21 protein-coding genes are annotated in these 26,484 nt (G+C 42.8%); 16 read left to right on the forward strand and 5 right to left on the reverse strand.

Translation table 11 applies throughout. The annotated features are described in order from the left end of the window. The first annotated feature begins 25 nt into the window (after positions 1-25). From ACFQ1M_RS03525 to yidC, 3 genes are all read left to right on the forward strand, one after another. Positions 26-259 carry a DUF3820 family protein gene (locus tag ACFQ1M_RS03525; protein WP_386403947.1) on the forward strand — a complete coding sequence of 78 codons (234 nt, stop codon included), beginning with the start codon at positions 26-28 and terminating at the stop codon, positions 257-259. Between the two features lie 425 nt (positions 260-684). Continuing rightward, positions 685-2,316: a CTP synthase gene (locus ACFQ1M_RS03530; protein ID WP_386403950.1), complete on the forward strand. Its 1,632-nt coding sequence runs from the start codon at positions 685-687 to the stop codon at positions 2,314-2,316. Positions 2,317-2,413: 97 nt separating this feature from the next. After that, positions 2,414-4,291: a membrane protein insertase YidC gene (gene yidC / locus ACFQ1M_RS03535; RefSeq protein WP_386403953.1), complete on the forward strand. Its 1,878-nt coding sequence runs from the start codon at positions 2,414-2,416 to the stop codon at positions 4,289-4,291. 118 nt (positions 4,292-4,409) lie between these two features. Here the strand turns inward: yidC and ACFQ1M_RS03540 are convergent, their stop codons facing one another. Continuing rightward, entirely contained in the window at positions 4,410-5,414 is a 1,005-nt protein-coding gene (locus ACFQ1M_RS03540; protein WP_386403956.1) for a fasciclin domain-containing protein, read from the reverse strand. A gap of 65 nt (positions 5,415-5,479) precedes the next feature. Between ACFQ1M_RS03540 and ACFQ1M_RS03545 the strand changes: the two genes are divergently transcribed. The 6 genes from ACFQ1M_RS03545 (at position 5,480) to ACFQ1M_RS03570 (ending at position 14,066) form a co-directional block, all read left to right on the forward strand. After that, positions 5,480-6,196, forward strand: a complete 717-nt coding sequence (locus ACFQ1M_RS03545; protein ID WP_386403959.1) for a toxin-antitoxin system YwqK family antitoxin — start codon at positions 5,480-5,482, stop codon at positions 6,194-6,196. 391 nt (positions 6,197-6,587) lie between these two features. Beyond that, entirely contained in the window at positions 6,588-7,775 is a 1,188-nt protein-coding gene (mnmA, locus tag ACFQ1M_RS03550; RefSeq protein ID WP_386403962.1) for a tRNA 2-thiouridine(34) synthase MnmA, read from the forward strand. Between the two features lie 19 nt (positions 7,776-7,794). After that, entirely contained in the window at positions 7,795-9,408 is a 1,614-nt protein-coding gene (locus ACFQ1M_RS03555; RefSeq protein WP_386403965.1) for a S8 family serine peptidase, read from the forward strand. Then, positions 9,409-10,353, forward strand: a complete 945-nt coding sequence (locus tag ACFQ1M_RS03560) for an NAD(P)H-dependent flavin oxidoreductase (RefSeq protein ID WP_386403968.1) — start codon at positions 9,409-9,411, stop codon at positions 10,351-10,353. Positions 10,354-10,498: 145 nt separating this feature from the next. Further along, a complete protein-coding gene (locus tag ACFQ1M_RS03565; protein WP_386403971.1) occupies positions 10,499-12,844 on the forward strand; it encodes a DUF2339 domain-containing protein in 2,346 nt (781 codons plus the stop codon). Beyond that, positions 12,828-14,066 (forward strand): DUF3999 family protein, encoded by a 1,239-nt coding sequence (locus ACFQ1M_RS03570; RefSeq protein WP_386403974.1) that lies wholly within the window; start codon positions 12,828-12,830, stop codon positions 14,064-14,066. The genes ACFQ1M_RS03565 and ACFQ1M_RS03570 overlap by 17 nt, the downstream gene beginning before the upstream one ends. Before the next feature lie 180 nt (positions 14,067-14,246). Here ACFQ1M_RS03570 and ACFQ1M_RS03575 read toward each other — a convergent pair whose 3' ends face one another. Then, the gene (locus ACFQ1M_RS03575; protein ID WP_386403977.1) at positions 14,247-15,041 is read right to left on the reverse strand and encodes a class I SAM-dependent methyltransferase; all 795 of its coding nucleotides are present in this window, start codon (positions 15,039-15,041) and stop codon (positions 14,247-14,249) included. A gap of 126 nt (positions 15,042-15,167) precedes the next feature. On the opposite strand from ACFQ1M_RS03575, the gene ACFQ1M_RS03580 reads away from it, so the two are divergent. Genes ACFQ1M_RS03580 through ACFQ1M_RS03590 form a run of 3 tightly spaced genes read left to right on the forward strand, consistent with a single transcriptional unit; the run spans position 15,168 to position 18,200 of the window. After that, positions 15,168-16,292 carry a vWA domain-containing protein gene (locus tag ACFQ1M_RS03580; protein ID WP_386403980.1) on the forward strand — a complete coding sequence of 375 codons (1,125 nt, stop codon included), beginning with the start codon at positions 15,168-15,170 and terminating at the stop codon, positions 16,290-16,292. A 60-nt stretch (positions 16,293-16,352) separates the two neighbouring features. Next, a complete protein-coding gene (locus tag ACFQ1M_RS03585; RefSeq protein WP_386403983.1) occupies positions 16,353-17,816 on the forward strand; it encodes a magnesium chelatase in 1,464 nt (487 codons plus the stop codon). Between the two features lie 3 nt (positions 17,817-17,819). Further along, a complete protein-coding gene (locus tag ACFQ1M_RS03590; protein WP_386403986.1) occupies positions 17,820-18,200 on the forward strand; it encodes a glyoxalase superfamily protein in 381 nt (126 codons plus the stop codon). On the opposite strand, the gene ACFQ1M_RS03595 is transcribed toward ACFQ1M_RS03590, so the two are convergent. From ACFQ1M_RS03595 to lysA, 3 genes are all read right to left on the reverse strand, one after another. Further along, positions 18,201-18,716: an SRPBCC family protein gene (locus ACFQ1M_RS03595; RefSeq protein ID WP_386403989.1), complete on the reverse strand. Its 516-nt coding sequence runs from the start codon at positions 18,714-18,716 to the stop codon at positions 18,201-18,203. It abuts the gene before it with no gap. A 19-nt stretch (positions 18,717-18,735) separates the two neighbouring features. Further along, a complete protein-coding gene (locus ACFQ1M_RS03600) occupies positions 18,736-19,857 on the reverse strand; it encodes a serine hydrolase (RefSeq protein ID WP_386403992.1) in 1,122 nt (373 codons plus the stop codon). 91 nt (positions 19,858-19,948) lie between these two features. Then, positions 19,949-21,178 (reverse strand): diaminopimelate decarboxylase, encoded by a 1,230-nt coding sequence (lysA, locus tag ACFQ1M_RS03605; protein ID WP_386403995.1) that lies wholly within the window; start codon positions 21,176-21,178, stop codon positions 19,949-19,951. A gap of 168 nt (positions 21,179-21,346) precedes the next feature. Here lysA and ACFQ1M_RS03610 point away from each other — a divergent pair, with 168 nt between their 5' ends. The 4 genes from ACFQ1M_RS03610 (at position 21,347) to ACFQ1M_RS03625 (ending at position 26,246) form a co-directional block, all read left to right on the forward strand. Continuing rightward, entirely contained in the window at positions 21,347-21,991 is a 645-nt protein-coding gene (locus ACFQ1M_RS03610) for an LON peptidase substrate-binding domain-containing protein (protein ID WP_386403998.1), read from the forward strand. A gap of 90 nt (positions 21,992-22,081) precedes the next feature. Further along, a complete protein-coding gene (locus ACFQ1M_RS03615; RefSeq protein WP_386404001.1) occupies positions 22,082-23,761 on the forward strand; it encodes an ArnT family glycosyltransferase in 1,680 nt (559 codons plus the stop codon). Between the two features lie 100 nt (positions 23,762-23,861). Further along, positions 23,862-25,055: an ADP-forming succinate--CoA ligase subunit beta gene (gene sucC / locus ACFQ1M_RS03620; RefSeq protein WP_386404004.1), complete on the forward strand. Its 1,194-nt coding sequence runs from the start codon at positions 23,862-23,864 to the stop codon at positions 25,053-25,055. 171 nt (positions 25,056-25,226) lie between these two features. Next, entirely contained in the window at positions 25,227-26,246 is a 1,020-nt protein-coding gene (locus ACFQ1M_RS03625; protein WP_386404007.1) for a DUF3829 domain-containing protein, read from the forward strand. The last annotated feature ends 238 nt before the right edge of the window (positions 26,247-26,484 follow it).

The following is a 26,484-nucleotide window of genomic DNA, read 5'->3' on the forward strand; positions in this document are numbered from 1 at the left end:
GAAGGCTTTGTCGTAAACTTGTGCCATGCAATTACAGCCCGATAAAGATAAACTAATAGAATTGGCTCACTATAAGATGCCTTTTGGAAAATATAAAGGACGCCATCTGGTCGATCTTCCAGAAGCTTATCTTGTATGGTTTAAACAAAAAGGTTTTCCAGAGGGGAAGTTAGGGGCGTTGTTACAGACCATTTATGAGGTGAAGATCAATGGTCTTGAGCCCATCATAAGAAACATTCAACGTCAGTTTCCGGAATAGTGGTATTTCATTTGGAATTGACGGTGATGGATCAATTAACTTGGTTGAAGGGTGTCAATTAGCGCGTGTCAGCCGGCCTACCGCAGGCAGGTTCGAGTGATTGCGAGTGAAGCGAGGAATTGCCCGAACGTTCGGTTCGGACGGGTATCGACAGCTGCTTGTGGATTTTGGGTTACGGGTGGCTCTGCACTCTAGGTTCTATGTTCTCGGTTCTTGACCAATCATTCAACATACATCCATTTCCAGATTTTCAAATTTTCTCATTTTCAAATTCTCATTTTGTAATTCATAATTCGTAAGCTGTCATAGGAAGCTGTTCTCGATACGATCTCTTGGACATCACTCGAACAGACATTCTTATTTCGTAATTCGTAATTCCCAAAGCAATTCCATATCTTTGCATCCCGTAACTAAGAATTCGATTCATGGCAAGGACCAAATATATTTTTGTTACGGGAGGTGTTACTTCATCCCTGGGTAAAGGGATCATTGCCGCTTCCTTGGCAAAACTACTTCAAGCGAGGGGCTATAAGGTTACCATCCAAAAATTTGACCCCTACATCAATGTCGATCCTGGAACGCTGAACCCTTACGAACATGGGGAATGTTATGTGACAGATGATGGGGCGGAGACCGATTTGGATCTCGGTCATTATGAACGATTTTTAAATGTTCCCACCTCGCAAGCGAACAATGTGACCACAGGTAGAATCTATCAAAGTGTTATAGAAAAAGAACGCAGAGGGGAGTTCTTGGGGAAGACCGTGCAGGTAGTACCACATATCACCAACGAAATCAAAGAGCGCATCCAAATTTTAGGAGACTCTGGGGAATACGATATTGTCATTACCGAAATAGGAGGTACGGTCGGGGATATTGAATCACTACCCTATATCGAAGCAGTACGTCAGTTGCGATGGGAGCTTGGTGACGACAACGGTATCGTGATCCATCTTACTTTAGTGCCCTATCTTTCTGCCGCTGGAGAACTAAAGACCAAACCCACGCAGCATTCTGTAAAGACCTTGATGGAGAGCGGAATCAGAGCAGATATTCTAGTTTGCAGAACGGAACATGAGCTTTCTGAAGAATTAAGACACAAGCTGGCGCTTTTTTGTAATGTGCAGCGTGAAGCGGTCATACAATCGATCGACGCATCTACGATCTATGACGTTCCAAACCTGATGCTTCAGGAGGGGCTAGATCGCGTGACCTTGAAAAAATTGGGCTTGGCCGATGACGACAAACCCGATCTAGCGCAATGGAACAGTTTTTTGAGACGCCACAAGAATCCAAAAAGCGAAGTGACCATTGGCCTGATCGGAAAATATGTAGAACTTCAAGATTCGTATAAATCTATCTTAGAAGCCTTTATTCATGCAGGTGCAGCGAATGAGGTGAAGGTGAATGTGGAAAGTGTTCATTCAGAATATATCGATGCCAAGAATGTCGCGAAGAAGATCGGACACTTGGATGGTGTGTTGGTAGCTCCAGGTTTTGGAGAGCGCGGTATCGAGGGCAAGATAGAGGTGGTGCGTTACGTACGCGAACACGATATTCCTTTTTTGGGAATATGTCTTGGAATGCAAATGGCCGTTATCGAATATGCAAGGAATATCTTGGGGTTAGAAGATGCCAACTCAACGGAGATGAACGAGCATACCCCGCATCCAGTGATCAGTTTGATGGAAGAGCAAAAGACGATCACCGATATGGGGGGGACCATGCGTTTGGGTGCCTGGAAGTGTACCATCGAAGAAGGGAGCAAGGCATTTGAAATATATGGTGAAAAAGAAATTATGGAGCGCCATAGACATCGCTATGAATTTAACGATGCCTACAAAGAACGCTTGATCAACGCTGGGATGCGCGCTACTGGCTTAAATCCGGACACCGGCCTTGTGGAGATCATAGAGTTGCCGGATCATCCGTGGTTTGTTGGAGTGCAATATCACCCAGAATATAAAAGTACGGTAGCCAATCCGCATCCACTATTTGTAGCCTTTGTAAGAGCAAGCCTACTGTACGCAGAAAATAAACGTGCCACTTTGGCATAAAAACCGTTTTTGGTTTTCGATTTGATGAACATAAACAGAATACAACGTCTTATAACTAACTAATAGCATTTGACGTTCCTTTATATTATTTGATTACATGGAAGAAAAAAAGTTTGACCCCTGGCAGTTGGTAGGAATGGTGTTGATTGCCGGAATCCTCACCTGGATGATGTTCAATAATTCTGCGGAAAAGCAAGAAGAGCTCGAAGCAGAACAAAACAAGACCGAGCAAGTGGAGGGGGTCGCTTCAGAACAGAATACAGCTGAAACGAAGATAGCGGAAACACCAGCGACCGCAAGTCCTACAGATTCATTGGCTGTGGCCAAATTACAAAGTTCTTTGGGAGCATTTGCCTATTCGGCCACCCTACCATCGGCATCTGATAGCGAACAAGTGTTAGAGAACGACCTGATCTATGCAAAAGTAAGCAATAAGGGAGGACAGATCTCTGAGCTTTACCTAAAGGAGTTTGTTACCTACGATTCATTGCCATTGCACATTGTAAAGGATGGGAATACCTCATTTAATATCAATTTTGGCACCACCGACAATCACATCCTTAACACAAGAGACCTATATTTTGAACCTTCCTTGAGTAAGAATGGTGAGAACACCGTGCTTTCGATGAAATTGAAAGTGGCTGCGGACAGGTTCCTTGAATACCGTTACGAATTGAACCCCAATTCATATATGATCGACTTTTCCGTGCGTTCGCAAGGACTTTCCCAAGTCTTGAATAGCAATGGTCCCATCAACTTGGATTGGCAGATGAAAGGCTTGCGCCGATCTAAGAGTGTGACTTACGAGAATAGATATACACGCTTGTCCTATGAGCATGATGGTGGCAAACACAGCAAGCTTGGTGCAACTGGCGAGGATGAAGAAGTAGAAGAAGGTCTAAGTTGGATTTCCTTTAGGCAGCACTTTTTTAGTGCCATATTGTTAACGGATATACCTTTTAAGGAAGCAACACTATCTTCGGTTGATCTGGTAGAGGATGAGGGCAAGGATGTACAATTCACCAAGGCCTATGCGTCGAGCATTCCTTTGACACTGGATGGTGGAGAGCTGAACTACGGGATGGATTTCTATTTTGGTCCTACCGACTTCAACACCATGCGCAAGTACGACCGAGGCATTGAAAACTCCATTCCATTTGGATGGGGCATCTTTGGGTGGATCAATAAATGGATCTTTACGCCATTGTTTGGTTTCTTAAGCGGATTCTTACCATTTGGAATCGCCATTATTGCTATGACGATCATCGTGAAATTACTATTGTCATTTGTTCAGTACAAACAATATGTATCGCAGGCAAAGATGAAGGTGTTGAAGCCAGAGATCGCCGAGATCAATGAGAAGTATAAGGACGACGCGATGAAAAAGCAGCAAGAGACCATGAAGTTGTACAACAAGGCAGGGGCAAGCCCCATGAGTGGTTGTTTGCCAGCAGTATTACAGATGCCGGTGTTCTATGCGTTATTCATGTTCTTCCCAACAGCATTTATCCTAAGGCAAAAGCCGTTCTTATGGGCAGAGGATCTGTCTTCTTATGACGTAGTGGCAGAATTGCCATTCAATATTCCATTCTATGGAGATCACGTAAGCTTATTCCCGATCTTGGCTTCTATCGCTATCTTTATCTATATGATGATGACCACGGGGCAGCAAATGCAACAGACGCAGCCAGGGATGCCAAATATGAAGTTCATCATGTACTTGTCCCCGCTGATCATGTTGGTGTTCTTTAACAATTATGCTAGTGGTTTAAGTCTATACTACTTCATTTCTAACCTGATCACCATTGGAATCATGTTGGTCATCAAGAATTACATCTTGGATGAGGAGAAGATCCATGCACAGGTCCAAGAACAGAAGAAAAAACCTAAGAAGCAGAACAGGTTCCAGAAAAAAATGGCCGAGATGATGGAACAGGCCGAAGCGCAGCAAAAGACAAAGGCAAAGAAGCGATAGAAATAGCGTGACTTTTGTCATTCGCACAGGCAGGAATCCATCGTCTTTTTAAAAGTTGAGTCCAAGAAAAAACCCCGAGCATTTGCTCGGGGTTTCTTATTTATTCTGTCTTTGAATATTAGGACGCTGGAATCATTACTTCGGCAATAACATGTATTACACCGTTCACTGCTTGTACGTCAACAGCTATAACAGCAATATTCATATTTCCCGCCCCATCTGTTATCTTGGCAGGATTACCATCATCCCCAGGCAGGTTGATAGTAATGCTTCCCTCGAGCATTGTAGGACTAATGCCATCAGTCAAATCACCAGAGCGGATATTGGCCTCGTCTTTCACATGGTGTAGTAAAACACTTGTCAATAGAGCACCATCTATATCCTCTAGAGAATTCCAAGACGGGTTACTGTCAATTAAAGATGCAAAAGCCTCATCGGTAGGAGCGAAGACTGTAAAATCAGGGTCAAACCCGTCGTTATTCGCACCTTCCGTTCTCGCCAAAATATCGGCGAAAGCGGGCTGGTCCGATCTTGTCAACGCCGCTACCAGGCTTGAAAAGTTGCTATCAGCAGTTGCAAAAGTTACAACCGTAGGAGGTAAGATCACCTCATCCACTACATGCACCACACCGTTCGATGCTGGCAAATCAGCAGCAGTCACTTCCGACATCCCGTTAAATGAAACGCCATTATTATCACTCTTCAGATAAATACTGAGGTTATCGCCGTCTGCATTTGTTGCAAGGGTACTACCGTATCCAGTGTTGATCTGAGCCGAAATAATGGTGCCAGAAATGACATGGTTAAGTAGAATGTTTCTTAATGCAGCAATCTCCTCGGGAGTGTCAATTTCATCTAAACTGGCAAATCCAAGAGTGGTAAGTGCTCTACCAAAAGCATCATTGTCTGGTGCTAGTACGGTATAAGCTCCACCACTTTGAAGTGTTGTTACTAAGTCTGCTTTTTCCAATGCCGCCACCAAGCTGGTGAGGTTGGGAGATGATTGTGCAAGTTCTACGATGTTTGGAATACTAGAACCCCCATCGTCATCGTTACTACAAGAAGACACTACAAAAAGTAATGCTACTAAGGTTACTTTGATTAATTTTGAAATCGTTTTCATAAAAAATGCTTTTTGAGTTATTTTTATTGTTGAACAAATATAGTTAAAAGTTAAACAGATTTACTATGAGTATTCGTCATCATATCGAATTTATCATATTTTTAACATTCAACCTCTCCGTTATATACGCACAAAACACGGTCAATGGATTTGATAGCGAGGGTAAAAGACACGGGATTTGGAAAAAATATTACGAAGGCACGGAACAACTGCGATACGAAGGGCAGTTCGAACATGGTAAAGAAATAGGAGTGTTTAAGTATTATTCTAAAAAGAGTAAACAAAAACCAATTGCTACAAGAGCGTTCAATACCGATGATGATACCGCCCAAGTCACCTATTATGCCTTAAATCAACAAGTGATCAGCAAGGGAAAGATGCGAGGAAAACTTCGAATTGGAGAATGGTTGTACTATCATCAGAACTCCGATTTAATAATGAATAAAGAAAACTATAAGGATGGTGTGTTGCATGGCCTTTCTCAGGTGTATTATAAGAATGGACAATTATTAGAGGAGCTTCATTATGAGGACGGAGTGCTTCAGGGTGCTTATGCCAAATACTATCCCAATGGTCAACTGGATCATAAATTTGTCTATGTGGATGGCAAGATCGAAGGACCTGTCATCTACTATGATGTGCACGGGAAAAAGATCTCAGAAGGAAATTATAAGAACAACAAGCGCGTTGGCATTTGGAATTTCTATGAGGATGGGAAGATCGTAGAAACTAAAAATTACAGTCCGGTTAAGAACCCGAAGTTTCTGAAAAAAGGAAATTAGTGAGTATAAAAAGTTAAGGAGTTGACGAGTTGAGGGGTTTAAAATAGAAAGATATATTCTTGCCACTAAAACCAAATCAATCGGTCATTGCGAGCCCTCGTGGGCGAAGCAATCTCCTTATCCTTATAGTTTGGTCTGGCGGTTTGCTTCGGGCTGAGCCCTCACAAAGACGTTTCTTGTTTTTATTTGGATGCATGAGGAATTTTGATGTGTTCTCTCGGGTAGAATTATGCAATAATAGATAAATCGGTCATTGCGAGCGTTGGCAAAGACCTTATTTAGTTCTTACCATGTATGCACGAGTATTTTCCATGTATGCCATTATACTTTTTTCATATCTCTCATTTACCCTGTGATTTTGTAAATTTGCACTTCAAAATTTCTCTCACTAATGAAAAGAGTGGTCGTCGGCCTATCGGGCGGTGTAGATAGTAGTGTTGCAGCATACCTCTTAAAAGAGCAGGGGTACGAGGTCATCGGCTTGTTCATGAAGAACTGGCACGATGATTCGGTGACCATCTCGGACGAATGCCCATGGCTAGAGGATAGCAATGACGCACTCATCGTTGCGGATAAATTGGGCATTCCATTTCAAACGGTGGATCTTAGTGCTCAGTACAAAGAACGTATCGTGGATTATATGTTCAACGAGTATGAGCGAGGGCGCACTCCAAACCCAGATGTGCTTTGCAATAGAGAGATCAAATTTGACGTCTTTATGAAGATTGCTCTCGATCTTGGCGCGGACTTTGTCGCCACAGGACATTATTGCCGAAAAGGAACGATCACAAAGGACGGGAAGGAAGTGTATCAGTTACTTTCGGGTGCCGATAATAACAAGGATCAATCGTATTTCCTTTGTCAACTTTCTCAAGAGCAATTGTCAAAAACGCTCTTTCCTATTGGCGAACTTACCAAACCCGAAGTTCGGGAGATCGCCACACGAGAGAATCTCGTGACTGCAGATAAGAAAGACTCTCAAGGTCTTTGCTTTATAGGAAAAGTACGATTACCGGATTTCTTGCAGCAGAAGCTACGGCCAAAAGAAGGTGTGATCGTCGAGATTCCAGAAACACGGCCTTATTTTCATGCCAAGGCGCCAAAATTTAACTCGAAAGTGGAGGAGCTGGCGCATTTCTCTAAAAAATATAGCTATACCGTTTCCGAAGGAAAAGTCGTAGGAAAACATCAGGGAGCACATTATTTTACAAAAGGTCAGCGAAAAGGCTTGGCTGTTGGTGGAACCGCAGAACCGCTCTTCGTGATCGATACGGATGTCGACGAGAATGTGATATACACCGGACAAGGAAAAGGTCATCCCGGCCTCTATCGCAGAACCCTTTTCGTCACAAACGATGAGCTGCATTGGGTGCGCGAAGATCTGGCCTTGCCCATTGATGGTACTATGGAAGTAATGGCTCGTATTCGCTATCGTCAACCCCTTCAAAAGGCTACCCTTTATAAGGTAGATGGGGGACTTTATGTAGACTTTGAGCAGCCTCAATCTGCAATCACCGAAGGGCAATTCGTGGCTTGGTATTTGGAGGACGAATTGGTAGGTTCGGGCGTAATTTCGTAAATTGCTTTAAAAGTGTTCGATGATGAAGCATGTCCTATACCTACTCCTGCTGTTCACATTTACGACCATTGCCCAAGAGCATGCCTTGGTCTACTTCACAGATAAACCCAACGTGGCCGATGCTTTGGCCAACCCAAATACGATCCTCACGCAAGAAGCGATCGATAGAAAAGCGCTTCACGGCGTGCCTATCGATGAACGCGATGTGCCCATGAATAACACCTATGTTGCGAATATCGCAGCGTTGCCAAATATCGAGCTAAAAGCGCGACTGCGTTGGTTCAATGCGGTGCACGTTATCGGTACACAAGCTGCCATCGATGCACTTGCATCACTAGGATATGTAGATAGTGTCTACTACTTTGACCGTAGCCTTAATCCTTCTTCTCGCAGTGTCATAAGCGAATTTCAAGATTTGCATCTGAGAAAATTAGAGACCTCCGTCATTTACAACTATGGAAATACCAATACCCAGATCACCATGATCAATGTCCATAAACTTCATGAAGCGGACTATACTGCTAATGGTATGGTCATCGCCGTTTTGGACAGTGGTTTTCCAAACGTGGATACCATGGGCGCCTTTCAGCAAATGCGAGACAATGGAAACTATCTGGGTGGATACGATTATGTGAATAGAACTCCAAATATATTCGCTTATACTGGAAACAATCATGGGACCTTGGTGCTTTCCGATATGGCAGGTTTTATTCAGGACCAGTTTGTAGGAACCGCACCCGATGCCGCCTATTATCTTTTTAGAACCGAGGATGCTGGTAGCGAGACTCCAGTGGAGGAATCCTATTGGGTAGAAGCCGCGGCAAGGGCCGACAGTCTTGGGGTCGATGTCATCAATACCTCATTGGGATATAGCACGTTTGATGAAGCCAAGTATAATTATACGACGGCCGACATGGATGGTAACACCGCCATCATCACCAAAGGAGCAAATGTTGCCATTGAAAAGGGAGTGCTGGTCGTTAATTCGGCCGGAAATTCTGGAGGTAGTCCTTGGGGCATCATCACGGCGCCCGCAGATGGAAATGTATTCACGGTAGGCGCTGTTGACGCAGCGGGAAATTACGCTTCTTTTAGCTCAAGGGGCCCCACTGCAGATGGCAGGGTAAAACCCGATGTCATGGCCATGGGCGCTTCCGCAGCAATTATAGATCAAAACAACATCATTACTTCAGCCAATGGCACTTCTTTTTCATCGCCTATCATGGCAGGAGCGGTAGCGTGCCTATGGCAAGCGGATCCCGGGAAGACCAATTTAGAGATCATGCAGTTGTTAAGAGAGCAGAGTTCAATGTTTGGAAGCCCAACTGATCAGATGGGGTACGGAATCCCCAATTTAGAATTGGCGATGAATGTTTTGGGAGTAGCATCTGTCCCTTTTCAAAAATTATCGATAACACCTAATCCTGTGGCGAATAAATTCCAAGTGCTCTTGGGTACCGTTGCCAGTTCGGCACGCATACAGATCTACAGTGTCTTGGGCAAGCAACTCGTGGATAGAATGGTTACCACTTCAGATAATACTATAGATATTGCTACATTTACCAAAGGAATGTATTTGGCAAAGATCACGACGGCCAAAAAAGAACAGACCTTCAAACTTATCAAACAGTAAATGCAGCAAAATAGGATCACCAAACTTTTCAATATACAATATCCGATCATCCAAGCGGGAATGATCTGGGCCAGCGGTTGGCGATTGGCCTCCGCTGCCAGCAACGCAGGTGCGTTGGGACTGCTCGGAGCAGGGTCTATGTATCCTGAAGTCTTGAGAGAACACATTCAAAAATGTAAAAAGGCAACCGATAAGCCCTTTGGCGTCAACGTACCGATGTTGTATCCCGACATCGAGAACATAATGGAGATCATTGCTGAAGAAGATGTGAAAATCGTATTTACCTCTGCCGGCAACCCCAAAACGTGGACAACATGGCTCAAAGAGCGCGGCATCACCGTAGTTCATGTCGTGAGCAGTGTAAAATTTGCATTAAAAGCGGAAGCCGCTGGTGTGGATGCAGTCGTTGCCGAGGGTTTTGAGGCAGGAGGACATAATGGCCGTGAAGAGACCACTACCTTTACGCTCATTCCCATGGTGAAAGAAAAGATAAGAATTCCGCTGATCGCTGCCGGAGGAATCGCTACGGGCAGGGGAATGCTTGGCGCTATGGTCCTCGGTGCTGATGGCGTACAGATCGGTAGTCGTTTTGTGGCAAGTGAAGAGGCTTCTTCTCACCTTGCATTCAAACAAATGGTGGTTGCCGCCGAAGAAGGAGCCACCCAACTCACCTTGAAAGAGCTGGCACCGGTACGCATGCTGAAAAACAAATTCTTCAATGATGTCCAAGATTTATACAAAAAAGGTCCGACAGTAGATGAATTGAAGGCGCTTTTGGGTCGTGCACGTGCAAAAAAAGGAATGTTTGAGGGTGACTTGGAGGAAGGAGAATTGGAGATAGGTCAGATCGCAGGGTTGATTCACGATATAAAACCCACTGAAAAGATCATCGAAGAGATCAATGCGGAATTTGAATCGGTAAGAAAAGAAATCTCAAGTTTTTAGAAGCTTTGGATTGCTCCGCTTGATGATAGGGTCATCCATTAAAAGGAATTATTCTCATAGTTAGAAAAGGAATCGATACTTAAATGATTCCTTTTTACTTTTTTGTCTATCTTGAAACCCCAATATATAAACGAACGATTGCTATATGGCCGACCATCAAGAAAGAATTGATCAGCTATTATCAAAGCTTGAAAGCCTTTTGAGAAGGCAAGAAACCTTTTCCATAGAGATCAGTGAATTGCGAAAGGAAGTAAATGAGTTACGATCTTCACAACAAGTAGCTCCAGAGCCTAAAAAAGAGGTGACCACCGAGACCACCTTGCAAAAACGCACGGAAGAGGTGGAAGACATCAAGAAGGCGACCTTTCCACAGCCACCAAAATCACAGCCGCAACCTCAGGTGGCCAAAGTGAAACAAAAACCTAAAGGCAAATCCGATCTAGAGAAGTTTATCGGTGAGAATCTGATCAACAAGATCGGGATAGCGATCACCGTCATCGGGGTGGCCATCGGCGCCAAGTATTCGATAGAGAATGATCTGATAAGCCCCTTGACACGTATCGTTCTTGGTTATCTCGCTGGCTTAGGGCTCTTGGCCTTTGGGATGAAATTGAAGAAAAAATATGAGAACTACAGTGCGGTTCTGGTAAGTGGCGCAATGGCGATCATGTATTTCATCACCTTTGCAGCCTTTAGTTTTTATGGATTGATCTCGCAGACCTTTACTTTTATACTAATGGTCGTTTTTACGGCATTCACCGTTCTTGCATCGCTGAACTATAATAAACAGCTCATTGCGCACATTGGTTTGGTAGGCGCCTACGCAATTCCCTTCTTGTTGAGTGATGGGTCGGGCGACGTTGCGGTGCTTTTTAGCTATATGGCCATTATTAACGTAGGGATCTTGTTTATCTCTTTCAAGAAATTGTGGAAACCACTATATTATGTGGCATTTTTTCTTACCTGGATCATTTATTTCTCATGGTATCTGGCGGACTATTATCGAGACGAACATTTTTCGCTGGCGCTCATCTTTCTATTTACGTTCTTTATTATTTTCTACACGACCTTCATCGCGTACAAATTGATAAAACAGCAGAAATTCCAATTTGGCGATATTCTGGTGCTATTGGCTAATTCTTTTATCTTCTACGGAATTGGATATGCCCTTTTGGATGGTGATGAGACAGGAACACAACTACTAGGTATTTTTACACTTTTCAATGCGATCGTACATTTTGTGGTGAGTTTACTGGTCTACAAGCGCAAAGTCGCCGACAAAAATCTTTTTCACTTCATTTTGGGACTGGTCCTGGTGTTCATTACCATTGCTATTCCTGTTCAATTGGATGGAAATTGGGTGACCCTGCTTTGGATCGGTCAGGCGACCTTGTTATTTTGGATCGGTAGGACGAAGAATATTGATATTTATGAAAAACTGGCCTATCCGCTGATATTGCTAGCATTCATTAGCTTAATACATGATTGGTCCTCAGGCTATAGCACCTTTGGTTTCTTAAGTAAAGAGCATCTAATGACCCCGGTCTTTAATGTTCATTTTTTAACGTCGCTCTTATTTGCCGGTGGGCTCGCATTCATCATCTTTCTAGAGCGACATCCAAAGTATCCTTCTGCCTTAAACTCTATGAAATGGTTGGCAAGGGCAGCCTCCTATATGATTCCCGGGATATTGCTGCTAGTTTTGTATTATTCATTCCGCTTTGAAATAGAATATTACTACGATCGTTTACATCATTTAACGGCCATTGCGAGCAACGATGAAGGCTATCATACCAATAGCGACCTTCTGCAATTCAAAGCGGTCTGGGTGGCCAACTACACCTTGCTATTCTTCACGGTATTGACTTTTGTAAATATCAAGAGATTCCGGAATCAGCTACTGGGCTATATCAATCTAGGGCTGAATACCTTCTCCATATTGGCCTTCTTAACGATAGGCCTATTTCTCCTAAGTGAACTTCGTGAAGGCTATTTGTCCCAAGATCTTGCGGATTACTTTAATCAAGGGAGTTTTCATATTTGGATCAGATATATTTCATTCGCCTTTATGGCTGCAATGCTCTACGCCTGCTATCGATATGTTCGTCAAGATTTTTTAAAGGCCAATCTTAAGATCGGATTCGATATTCTGTTACACATCAGTTTGCTATGGATCGCAAGTAGCGAACTCATCCATTGGATGGATATGGCTGAGTCGACGCAATCGTACAAACTAGGATTGAGCATCCTCTGGGGAGTCTATTCGCTAATACTTATCGCTTTCGGTATCTGGAAAAGAAGGAAGCATTTGCGAATCGGGGCGATCATACTATTCGGGATCACCTTGATCAAGCTTTTCTTTTATGATATTGCACATCTAAATACACTTTCAAAGACCATTGTTTTTATGTCCTTGGGTATTTTGTTATTGGTGATCTCATTTTTGTATAATAAATATAAAAATCAAATTTCTGATGAACCCAAAAAATAGCAATAGCATTGTTGTCCTTTTCTTCCTTTTTAGCAGCTTGGCTTTTTCGCAAATGGCTGGTTTTAAATATAAGAGAGCGCTTGGTAAAACCACCGATACATGGCACAAGGTGGTATTGCCAGAGGTCATGTTTGAAAGGATAGAAAATAACTTTTCTGACCTACGCATCTATGGAATAACAACGCAAGGCGATACGATCGAGGCACCGTACATTTTGAAAAAAAGTGCTGGGAAGGTCAAAAGGCAGGCAGTTCCGTGTGAAGTGCTCAATACTTCACAACAAGGAGATACGCACTACTTTACGCTTGAGGTGCCCACAAAAAATGCAATCAATCGGTTGACGCTCGATTTCAAAGAAGAAAATTTTGATTGGCGATTGCGTTTAGAGGGGAGTATGGATCAGCGCCAATGGTTTACCATACTCGAGGATTATAGGATACTTTCAATAAAGAATGAAGCGACCGACTATCAATTCTCAAAAGCCATCTTTGCCGATTCAAAATATCGCTATTATCGCATTGCCATCAATAACGCCATAAAACCCGCATTGAATACTGCCGCAGTATCCCTTCTAAATACCGTAAATGGAAGCTACAACAAGTACGATGTTAAGTCGATAGAGAAGCGTAGCCGTTCCAAGGATAGAGCCACGATCGTGGATGTCGAGTTGTCTCAAGCGGTTCCTGTTAGTCATCTTACAGTACAGGTGGATAACGATTACGACTACTATCGTCCCCTCACCATACGCTTTCTAAAAGACAGCCTTAAAACCGAAAAAGGATGGAAATATCAATATGAGACCATGATGCGAAGTACCTTGACTTCAATCGAGAAAAACGAGTTTGTCTTAGATGCTACGATCACAAAGAAGTTGCAGCTGATCATCGATAATTACGACAATAGTCCACTCAATATCAAAGAGGTCGAGGTGAAAGGATATCAATACGAACTGATTGCGCGCCTTACAGAACCTGCCAACTATTTCCTGACCTATGGCAGTCAAAGCGCAAGGATGCCGAACTACGATATCCTGCGTTTCAAAGAAAACATTCCCGAAGTCGTCAACTCTTTATCATTAGGTGAGGAAGTATTGATCGGTAATGCTCAAATAGCTTCTCAGAAACCGCTGTTTCAGAACAAAATATGGCTATGGACCGTTATGGGGATCATTATTGTGATCTTGGGGTGGTTCACCTTCAAGATGATGGGAAAAACAGATTAGCCTTGCAACGAATATAAAAACCAGTGGCGAGCCCATCCTTAGCATTTTCTGCCTACCGACTTGCCACTGACTTTAATGATTGCGACATTCAATTTCTATAACAAATATGCAAAATAGCTATGCTCTGCAAAAGGGTAGCAATCCCGATTGTGATGGCGGAAATACCCTGATAAGAAAGGGTTATTTCTTTCCCACGACGTAATAGCCACAAGAGGTGAAAAAGTTTCTTAGGTAAGGCAATCGAGCGATCAGGTTGAATTGCCGGCGTGTTTTTAGGCCAAACTTGTATCGATAGATAGGATTTGTTAGAAATAGTCGTTTTTTCTTTACTGCAAAGGATTCCTTTTCTAAGATGCGCTCAAAGCGTTCTAGCGAGATGCCCGTTTCTTTGATCTCTAGTAGGATGGCAATGGTCGCTTCTTTCTCACCAAAAAGTTTGAGCATCCCTTTGTAGAGGATCTTCGGAAGCAAATGAAAATAAGGGAGTTTTCCCAAAAAATTGCTTCTGCAAAGCTGTTGGTGACCCCCAAAAGGCATTTGCCATGGCGGAAATCCGAAAAACACCTTTCCGTTTGGAGATAGAAACCCTTCAAGTCTTTTGATAAAGCGCTCCTGATCATGTATGTGCTCGATCACATCTTTTAGAATGACCAGATCGAATTTCTCTTGGAGGTCTTCTGGGAATCGAATGTCATAGATGTCTTTGATGATGAATTTTATTTGCTTTGCCGCTAGTTCTTCCGCAAAGAATTCCTTGGCCAGCTGAACCCTCGATTCGCTGAGCTCAATACCCGTACATCGATGGCCAAGTTCGGTAAATGCCTTTAGCACACCCGCCTCGGCGCAGCCGATCTCTAGAACATTCAGCTGCTTATCAAAGGCCAGCTCACTCTCCACAAAAGGTATGATGTGCTCTTTGGAGGTAAGATATTGATAGTTGAAATAGCGGGCTTTGTCTCCGTGAAATTCAAACATTGATAGCGCGTTCTGATAGCTTCGCGCAAATGTAGCTTTTCTTTTGTAAAATAGAAATGTTAAACAAACTCTAAGGATGGTTCATCCTGCGATAGATAGACAAAAAAATAGTATTTTTAAGGTGCTATGAACAAAGACTTAAAACGAAAAGGATTCCGCTTTGAACAATACAAGGCACCAGAGCAATCTCCGTTTGACAAGCTTTTCGATATTTTCAAGGAACTCATTACCCATACTTCGGGAGATGTGGACGAGGCATTGGATTGGCTTCGCGAATTGGATACCGAGTACAAGCTTACAACGGAAGACTACACCATTGAGGATTTTATAGAAGACCTTAAGAAAAAAGGCTACTTGCGGGAAGAAATAAAACCTGATGGGGGTGGGGGAATGGCAATCACTGCGAAGACCGAGCGTGCGATAAGACAACATGCCCTAGAGCTGATGTTTGGTAAGTTAAAACGCAGTGGCGCTGGCAATCATAAAACGAAATACGCTGGACTTGGCGATGAGCATACAGGTGACTTTAGGGGTTACCGTTTTGGCGATTCGCTAGATCAGATCTCTATGACCGAAAGTTTGAAGAATGCTCAGGTGAATAACGGTCTTGGAAGCTTTAAAATGACCGAAGATGACCTTGTCGTAGAGGAGACACATTATAAAGCTCAGATGAGTACGGTTCTGATGATCGACATCAGCCATAGTATGATCTTATACGGTGAAGACCGTATAACACCAGCGAAAAAAGTAGCCATGGCCTTGGCAGAATTGATCACCACGCGTTATCCAAAGGATACGATAGACATTATTGTATTCGGAAATGATGCATGGCCTATTTCCATAAAGGAGTTACCATATTTACAAGTAGGACCCTACCATACGAACACGGTTGCTGGGCTACAGTTGGCAATGGATATTTTACGTCGGAAGCGGAATACCAATAAGCAGATCTTTATGATCACCGATGGAAAACCGAGTTGCATGCGAATGCGAGATGGAACCTATTATAAGAACAGTGTGGGCTTGGATCACAACATTTTCGAAGCTTGTTATAATACTGCCCGGCAAGCACGAAAACTAAGAATACCTATCACTACCTTTATGATTGCACAAGACCCCTATTTGATGCAATTTGTGAGAGAGTTTACCTATGCTAACCAGGGGAAGGCATTTTATACCGGACTCAAAGGTCTTGGGGAAATGATCTTTGAAGACTACGAACAAAACAGAAAAAAAAGAATACGAGGATAATGATCAAACTGGGGATATACGCTGTTGCGAATCTCAATCAATTTCCGATAACTGAAAACTATGAATAAGGATAATATTAAAACATTGGGAGACCTTAAAGAGGCAGGCTATCGTTCTAAAGGTATCAAGGATGAGCTAAGAAGCAATTTGATAGAGAAGATCAAAGATGGAGAGACCACCTTTGCAGGAATCCATGGTTACGAACATTCGGTGATACCAGAATTGGAGCGCGCGATCCTATCACGACATAACATCAATCTATTAGGGCTTCGCGGACAGGCAAAGACACGCTTAGCCAGATTGATGGTAAATCTGTTGGATGAATGGATCCCCGTTGTGGAAGGCTCAGAGATCAACGATGATCCGCTAAACCCACTTTCGCGCTATGCGCAGAATTTAATTGTAGAAAAAGGAGACGATACCCCAATAGGATGGATTCACCGCGAGGAGCGCTTTTTTGAAAAATTGGCGACTCCAGATGTGACGGTTGCCGACCTTATCGGTGATGTCGACCCTATCAAAGCTGCCAATCTAAAGTTGAGCTATGCCGATGACCGGGTCATTCATTTTGGAATGATCCCGCGCGCCAATCGTAGTATTTTTGTGATCAATGAATTGCCCGATCTACAGGCGCGGATCCAAGTGGCACTTTTTAATATTTTACAGGAAGGCGATATTCAGATCAGAGGGTTCAAACTGCGTCTGCCATTGGATATGCAATTTGTGTTCACCGCAAATCCAGAGGATTATACCAACCGTGGTAGTATTGTGACGCCACTAAAAGACCGAATCGGTTCTCAGATACTTACCCACTATCCCGAAACTGTTGCAACGGCCAAGGTCATTACCTCACAAGAAGCAAAGTTAGATGACCGACAGACCAACAGAGTTCACGTCCCTGAAATTGCCAAAGATCTTTTAGAACAGATCAGTTTTGAGGCGAGAGATAGCGAATATGTAGATGCAAAGAGCGGTGTAAGTGCTCGTATGAGTATCACAGCCTTTGAAAATCTTTTGAGTGCTGCAGAATATCGAATGTTGAAAACAGGTGAGATAGAGACAAACATTCGCTTAAGTGATTTTATGGGAGTCGTTCCTGCGATCACTGGAAAGGTAGAATTGGTCTATGAAGGAGAACAGGAAGGAGCTGCCGCTGTTGCGCAGCACCTCTTGAATGAAGCGATCAAAACCTTGTTCCCTGAGTACTTTCCTAAAATTGAAAAATTAGAGCGGCAGGATGCCAAGAGTCCTTATGATGGTATTGTAGAATGGTTCTTTGAAAGTAATGGGTTCGAACTGTTGGACGACATCAGCGACGCTGAATACAAGAAGTTACTCGACAGCATCTCGCCATTGAATGACCTCATAGAAAAGCACCAGCCAGATTTTCCAATGGAAGACCGTTATTTTCTGAAGGAATTCGTTCTCTGGGGATTGGTAGCCTATAAGAAGTTGAGCAAGCATCGTTTTGTCAAAGGCTATCAATTCAAAGACCTTTATGGAAGCTATATAAGTGGACTTTAGAACATGAGTAAAGGCGGGTATTTTGAGGCGATACATCCGGTGCTTCCAGTACAAGATGTAACAACAGCCTTAGGATTTTATATAGAGGCCTTGGGGTTCGAGATCGCCTTTGCGGATAACTATGAAGATCCTAAGTACGCTGGAGTGAAACGAGACAACATCGAGATTCATCTGCAATGGCACGACGCCTCAGAATGGGTGAAAGGAGTGGACCGCCCCATGTTACGCTTCGTCATTCAGAATATTGAGGCGCTTTATGACGAATATAAGGACAAAGGGGTCTTTCACGAAAGAACTGCGCTTAGAGAAACCGCTTGGGGGACGCGAGAGTTTGCTTTCTATGATCCGTATATGAACGGACTTACCTTTTATTGTGATCTGTAATCACATATTCACAAACTCATATCCAGAAAGCTCATAGGCCCGAAGGTCGATCTCTGTTTCGTTCAATAGGATACCATGCTCTAAATAGGCCTTGATGTTGGCCATCCAGAAGGTCCAGCCATTGCTGCAACCATGATGAATTTCAAGCTTGCTTTTCTCGTCTACAGGAATGTTCGATTGCACCAAACTCAATAATATGGCCTTCTCTTTTTGCTCTAAGGTGACCGTTACTATACAGTCACCGGCAAAACTCCATGCGACAAGGTCGATACCATTGGCGTCCAATACGCTTCCTTTTTCTTCGCTATCCCAGTTATGCCATGCCCAGACATAGCTATCTCCTTTTTTGATGTGTTCCGATGCACTTCTGTTTTTCCCGTCTGGAGAGGTGTATTCGGCTTTCCTTAAAAACCAGGAGGTGATTCCCTCTGCCGTTCCCCAACACCAATAAAGTTTTTCCATGGAGGTTTTGATGTGGATTCGCTTTGTGAAACTTTCAAAACTTAGTTTTTTCATGATGATCAGTGTTTATCGGTTAGTCTTCTGATGAAAGTTGTTGATGTACTTGTCTGCCCAATTCTGCTAAGAACGGAATGCCAACAGTATCATATTCATAATGATCGTCATTAAAGATTTCATTTTCGTTTACATGAACCGTAGCGGTGATGATGAACTCGGTATTCGTTTTGGTATCGACGATATAGGCACAATCGGTGAGATAACCATAGGCGTACCCAACTTTATTGTATATTTCCAAATGAGATGGAAGAGGCGCTGTAGAGTCACCGATAATAAGAAATTTTCCATAGCCATCATAATATTCACTTGCATCATATCCGAGTGTTCTGGGCACTGTTTTCATGGACGCCAGCAAGAGAAGGCGATCTTCTTCCTTAAGCTCAAATTGTTCTTCTGCTTCGAACGCTTGAGGGAAAATGAGTCGCTTCATGCAATTGTGAAGGGTTGTCAATGGCAGGTAGTTCTTTTCTGAAAAATCAAAGGGTTCTTGTACCAGATCCCCATCTTCATAATAACCTTTTCCTTTTAACATTCCATTCAACTGAAGTCTTTCGGGTTCCTTGTTGATGGTACTATGGGTGTGCGTCAATACCGAATCGTTTTCTTCGAATATCAAGACTTTGGTCGTCACATCATCTGCATCTTTGGTCGACAATCGATGTGAAATACGAACAGGATGAAGGCCCTTTGCCTTTAAGTTGCTATTGATATGGTCAGTGCCCAAATATTCAAAAAGACGATTGTAGGCCAAATTGTCGCTTACGGCAAAGATCTTTGACACTTCTTTGGCCATAGTCGTAAGGGTAGTGTCACCTTCAACAAAAAAAGAGGTGTGGCTATCATAGATCCGATCTTTGCAGAGTTTTTCCATGGCGAGTACCGCCACAGGAAACTTGACAGTGCTGGCTGGATAAAAATAATTGCTGTCATTCACTTGAAAGTGATGATCGATAAAGATGACATCCTCATCCTCTTTGAGAATCTCCGAAACGATCACTTGCACTTCGTGGGCTTCAGGATCCGCCATCACTTTTTTGATCTTTGGATGGTCCGAACCAAGTATGACATTGAGGTCAAAAGGTCGGTCTTCGCTGCAAGAGATAAGGATAAGCAGCAATAACAGCGCAGGATATTTCATTATTTGGCTTGATAGTTTTCTTAAAGTTAATAAAAAAAGCGCCACACCATGTGCAACGCTTTTTACCCTAACTAAAATAAAGATCAATGCTTTATGTGACCTTTTCCTTTTCAATAGCAATATTGATATCTGTTTGATTTCTTAATATGTCGTCAATGGTCTCTCTTTTACGGATCAAATGGGCTTGCTGATCGAGCCATAATATCTCTGCTGGACGATAGCGCGAATTGTAGTTGCTGGCCATCGTAAAACAATAGGCGCCCGCATTTCGAAAACATAGGATATCACCTTCTCGTATCTCATTGATCCTTCTGTTATTGGCGAAGGTGTCCGTCTCGCAGATGTATCCTACGACGCTATAGAATCGTTCTTTTCCATCGGGATTGGAGATGTTCTCGATTTGATGCTGGGAACCATAGAGCATCGGTCTGATGAGGTGGTTAAAACCACTGTCGACTTGCGCAAATACGGTTGAGGTCGTTTGCTTTACGACGTTTACATTCGCCAAAAAATGACCGGCCTCACTTACCAAAAACTTTCCAGGCTCGAACGCTAAGGTAAGGTCCCTACCATATTCTTTGCAGAATTCGTTGAAGCGAACTGACAGTTTTTCGCCTAATTCTTCGATATTGGTCTCGATGTCTCCCGGTTTGTAAGGCACCTTGAAACCACTTCCAAAATCGATGAATTCCAAATTCTTAAAGTTCTTTGCCGTCTCAAAAAGAATTTCAGAGGCATATAGGAAAACATCGATATCTAGGATGTCGCTGCCCGTATGCATGTGGATCCCGTTGATGTTCATTCCTGTGTTTTCCACAATGCGAAGAATGTGCGGTATCTGATGTATACTAATGCCAAATTTAGAGTCGATATGTCCAACCGAGATGTTGGTGTTTCCACCGGCCATCACATGTGGGTTGATGCGAATACAAACTGGGATGTCTGGATATTTACTTCCAAACTGCTCCAATATAGATAGATTGTCGATATTGATCTGTGCACCTAGCGCGGCAACTTCTTCAATTTCTTTCAGAGAGACCCCATTGGGCGTGTAAATGATGCGCTCGGCAGTAAATCCGGCGAGTAATCCCAGCTTAACTTCTTGGATTGAAACGGTATCGAGTCCGGCGCCGAGTTGATTCATCAATTTAAGAATGTTGACATTGCTCAACGCTTTCACCGCATAATTGAGGCGGAGCGATGCCACTTGATGGAATGCTGTGGATAAGCGGTTATATTGGTTGATGATGGTTTCTGCATCATACACATAGATCGGACTGCCATATTCCCGAGCGATGTTCAAAAGGTCCTTGTTATTCATTTCGAAACTATTTCTTAGACAAATCTACATGAAGCGAGAAAAGAGAAAAAATATTATTCAATAATTTATAAAAATAAAACAAAATGTTGTAAATATAACAATTAAATTATGACGGATATATTTTCGCTCAGGCTCCTACTTTTCGTAAATTTATGTAAAATTCTATCTATGAGCTATTTGCTGCCAATGTTTCCTTTACAGGTCGTTGTCTTTCCTGGAGAGCGTGTTCCGCTTCATATATTTGAAGAACGCTATCAGGAGTTGATTCGCGATTGCGAAACCGAAGCGATCACTTTTGGAATTCCTCCTTATATCAACAATAAGATGCAGTTTGGCACGGAGATATCGCTGGAGCGGGTGGTGAAGAAGTATCCAAATGGGGCATCGGACGTGGTCTGCGTTGGTTCTCGCATCTTTAAGATCGAAAAGTTCTATGAGAATTTTCCCGGGAAGCTCTACGCAGGAGCAGAGGTTACTTTTCCCGAGCGGATCGACGATTCGGTCACCTCCATAAAGATGAAGGCCTTCGAGATGATACAAAAGCTCTTTAAGCTTATCGGTGCGAAATCTACCACCTATGAGGATAGCTTTAACAGTTTCACCTTTGCGCACACGCTTGGGCTTTCGATCGAAAATGAATATGAATTGCTAAAGTTCACCTACGAGAGCGAGCGGCTAAAGTTCATCATCGACCATCTGGGCACGACCATCCCGATCATCAAAGAAATGCATCGTACCCAAGAACTTATCATGAAGAATGGACATTTCAGAAACTATGACCCTTTGGATTTTAAGGAATTCAAGATAGAATAACTTTTAAATAAAGAAACTTCATTCTAATATACTTCGATAAACTTCGTAGCTTTGGCCAAGTTCTAAAAGTGGCTAAACCATAATTAATAGATGGAAGTGATTCTTCAAAGAAGAGATTATCTCACCTTGTATATTTTACTTGCTGTCATTTACCTGTTAGGGTTGCAAATACCCTTGATGGAGAATGATTCTGCGCAGCATGCCACCATGGCGATGCGCATGTATCTCGAAGACGACTTCCTGAATATCTATAAAGGCGGCAAAGATTATCTAGACAAGCCTCATTTGCACTTCTGGCTTGCGGCATTCTCGTTCAAGCTATTTGGTATTGGTCAATGGTCGTATCGACTGCCAGCCTTGCTATTTACCATATTGGCTGCTTATTCCTCCTTTAGACTGGCACATCATTTATATGGAAAGAAAGCTGGCCATATCACTTCCCTGGTCTTTCTTTCGGCACAGGCGATCATCTTGGCCAATCACGATGTACGGACTGACGCGGTACTAACAGGCGCCGTGGCTTTTGGGGTGTGGCAATTGGTGAGATATATCGATACTCAAAAATTACTTCCAGCCATTTTTGGTGCCGTCGGTGTTGGACTGGCTTTTTCAACGAAAGGTCAACTGGGCGTCTTTATCCCGGGTGCCTGCGTGCTGTGCTATTTGCTTTACGGCCGCAAGTGGAAATCCGTCTTTAGTTGGAAGGTGTTGATAGGGTCATTCTTTTTTTTATTGACCATCACACCGGTCGTTTATGCCTTTTATGTGCAGTTCGATCTTCATCCCGAGAAAATCATAGAAGGACAGAAAAATATATCTGGTGTTCGTTTCATTCTTTGGGATCAAAGCTTTAATCGATTGACGGCTTCTGGTTTTCAGCAGAACAGCCCAGACTATTTCTTCTTTTTCCACACCCTACTTTGGGCCTTCCTACCATGGTCAATAATCGCCTATTCTGCTCTTTTTGTTCGGTTGAAACAACTGTTCAAGATCAGATTCGCTTATCAAAAGGGGATGGAGTTCTTAACCGTAGGAGGGATCATTTTGGTCATGGTGGTCATAAGCTTTTCAAAGTTCAAGCTCCCACATTATTTAAATAGCCTATTACCTATATTCGCAATTTTAGTAGCTGGATTTTTGGTGTTCTTGCATGAAAACGGGAAAACAAAATTTATCAGAACCTTATTGATCATTCAATATGCAACTTTAAGCTTAGGAACTGTATTCGTATTGTTCTTGACTTTTTGGGCGTTCGGTGTTCCATCTGCGATGGCGATCGTCAGTATAGTATTTTTACTGATCGGATTCATTTATTTGCAAAAAGTCCCCATGTCGATGACCAGGAGGATGATCATGATATCGGTATATTTTATGGTACTCATCAATTTTTGCTTAAACACTCAATTCTATCCAAACTTGCTTCATTTCCAAGCCGGTAACAATGCGGCGATGATCATCAAAGAAGCCAAAATCGATAAAGACCGTGTTTTTAAGATCGATCGATGGCGGGCTAGTTGGTCATTGGACTTCTATTTAAAACAGGAAATAGCCAAAGTAAAGATCGAAGAGGTTACCAAAACGCTGAAGAGTGGAGATTGGTTATTGGCCTATGACGAAGAACTCGAACTGTTAGAACAAAAAGGACTTAATTGGGATCGAGAGCATGCGATGGACCACTATAGGATCACACGGTTGAAACTTTCCTTTTTAAATCCGGAAACAAGGCCGGAGCAAGTCGGTAAGGCATATTTGTTAAGAATTGTCGAATAGACGGGAATATTCTTTTCAGTGTATTTTTTTCAGTTTAAAAATTGTTGGTTAACAGTCGGCAGTTTGCTACTTTTGTTGGCTGTAAACAACAACGTATAAGATGAATTTACACGAATATCAAGGAAAAGAGATCCTAGCTAGTTTTGGCGTACGCGTTCAACGTGGTATTGTAGCGCAGAATGCTGCCGAGGCAGTAGCTGCAGCGAAACAACTTACCGAAGAGACCGGAACTGGTTGGCATGTGATCAAGGCGCAGATCCACGCAGGTGGTAGAGGTAAAGGAGGAGGTGTAAAGCTTGCCAAAAACTTGAAAGAGGTAGAGCAACGCGCAGAGGATATCATCGGTATGATGCTAAAAACCCCTCAGACCCCACCACAGGGAAAAAAAGTACATCAAGTGCTTGTCGCTGAGGACGTCTATTATCCAGGGGATAGCGAGCCTAGCGAATTTTACATGTCGGTTTTACTCAACCGTGCCACCGGTCGCAATATGATCATGTACTCTACCGAAGGCGGAATGGACATCGAGACGGTTGCTGAAGAAACTCCTCACCTGATATTTACTGAAGAAATAGACCCATCTGTCGGGTTGATGCCTTTCCAAGCGAGAAGAATCGCCTTTAATCTTGGTCTGAGTGGTGCCGCATTCAAGGATATGACCAAATTCGTAACCGCCTTGTATACCGCTTATATCAAATCTGACTCCAGCATGTTTGAGATCAACCCTGTGTTGAAGACCTCTGATAATAAGATCATGGCAGTGGATGCCAAAGTGACCATTGATGATAATGCATTATATCGCCACCGAGATTATATGGATATGCGCGACCTACGTGAAGAGAATCCTATCGAAGTAGAAGCGAGAGAAGTGGGACTTAACTACGTGGATCTCGATGGTAATGTAGGTTGTATGGTCAATGGCGCTGGTTTGGCAATGGCCACCATGGACCTCATTAAGATGGCTGGCGGAGAGCCTGCTAACTTTTTAGATGTTGGGGGTACGGCAGATGCCAAGCGCGTTGAGGCGGCCTTCCGAATTATTCTAAAAGACCCGAACGTGAAGGCAATTTTGGTAAACATCTTCGGAGGAATTGTACGTTGTGACCGCGTTGCACAAGGTATCGTCGATGCCTACAAGAATATGGGGGATGCAATCAATGTGCCTATCATTGTGCGTTTGCAGGGAACCAATGCTGAAATAGCGAAGGAACTCATCGATAACTCTGGATTAGCGGTGCACAGTGCCGTGGAATTCCAGGAAGCCGCAGACAAGGTACAAGAAGTGCTTGCATAGAACAATTTATGGATATACACCAAAAGGGCTTCACTAGGAAGCCCTTTTTTTATGGCCTTAGTTCAGTGAAGAGGCCAAGATAGAAGCGCCAAATACCATGGTTTTCAGGGGTGTTTAAGTGTGGCGCGATCTGTAACTTTGACAGCAATATTTTTAATTCAAAAATCAATCATGGAAGTTAAAATAAGCAGTAGATCTTTTAAAATGGGCTTGATATTGGGATGTATTCTTATGAGCTTGCAATCTTGCAAGACTGACGCAAAAAATACGGAGGCCGCGGCAGATAACTCCGAGAAGGAAGTTGATGCGGACCAGGCGCTCATCAATAAGTACAACGCCTATGTTGCCGTTTGGAATAAGGTGACTCCTGAAATCGAACGCACACATAGTTTTTATGTGAACATGTTCGACCTTGAAACAGGTTTGCCAAAAAAGAAGCAGGAAGTTTATTATATTCCTGTATATGACCGAACGAATGTCATACTAGATTTGAAAAATATGCTCGCTCAAAAGCCTGAAATGCCAATGCTCGATAAGATAGGGGGCAGTTTGGTTGAAAGTTATGAAGAGCTAAACGGCCCCTTAAAGGAATTAACCGACTACTATAAGCTAAAAGCATATTTAGATGATGATTTTGCGAAAGCGAAGCAATTGCATCCTCTAGTTCTGAAAAATCTAAATTCTTTCATTGAATTGAGCAATGGGATGATTCCACATATCAGAGAAATGGATGAGGCTTTTCGCCAAAAGGAATTGAACGATCTTAAAGAGAAAGGGTTGCATATTCGATATGCACATGCGCTATTACTCGATTCGATGAAAAAGCATTTGGAGACACTTTCAGGCATCGGATATGAAAATTATGGTGAGGTCGATTTGAAGCGCTACGACGAAGCACTGAAGCAGGTAGTTGAAAATTATGGTGTTTTTAAGAAGCGAGCTTCTAAAAATGAAGATTTGAGAAAGGAATTCAAAGGTGCACACTTGCTATCCATGTTTCAAAGGGCTGTAGACAATTACATAAAGACCGCTAGAGACTTTAGGGATACGGCCACAGATGAGAATAAATATAATGCCTTGATGCAAAGCGTTCGTCGGCAGGGAGGGAATACCATTATTGGTCAAGGAAGTCATGAGTCTATATATAAGGCTTACGATAAAGTGATCACCGAATCTAACTATATGAACTGATCACAACGATCAGGTGTATTTAAGATTTTCATGAACTTGCCTGTTAATCTATCGTTAAAATAAACAGGATATTGTAACTAATCTACGGCAAATGAGTCTTAAAGATGTACAGACTTCATTTCTGTATGGTAGTTAGTGGTTAGTTAGTTAATCAGCTCCCGAAGAATTCGTTCTCGGGAGCTTTTTGTATTAGAGCAGTAACCAAACGAGGAAATTGAAAAAAATCCGCTCCCTTATT

Origin of the sequence: Sungkyunkwania multivorans, assembly GCF_042675645.1 — a bacterium.
GTDB classification, from domain to species: Bacteria; Bacteroidota; Bacteroidia; order Flavobacteriales; family Flavobacteriaceae; genus Sungkyunkwania; species Sungkyunkwania multivorans.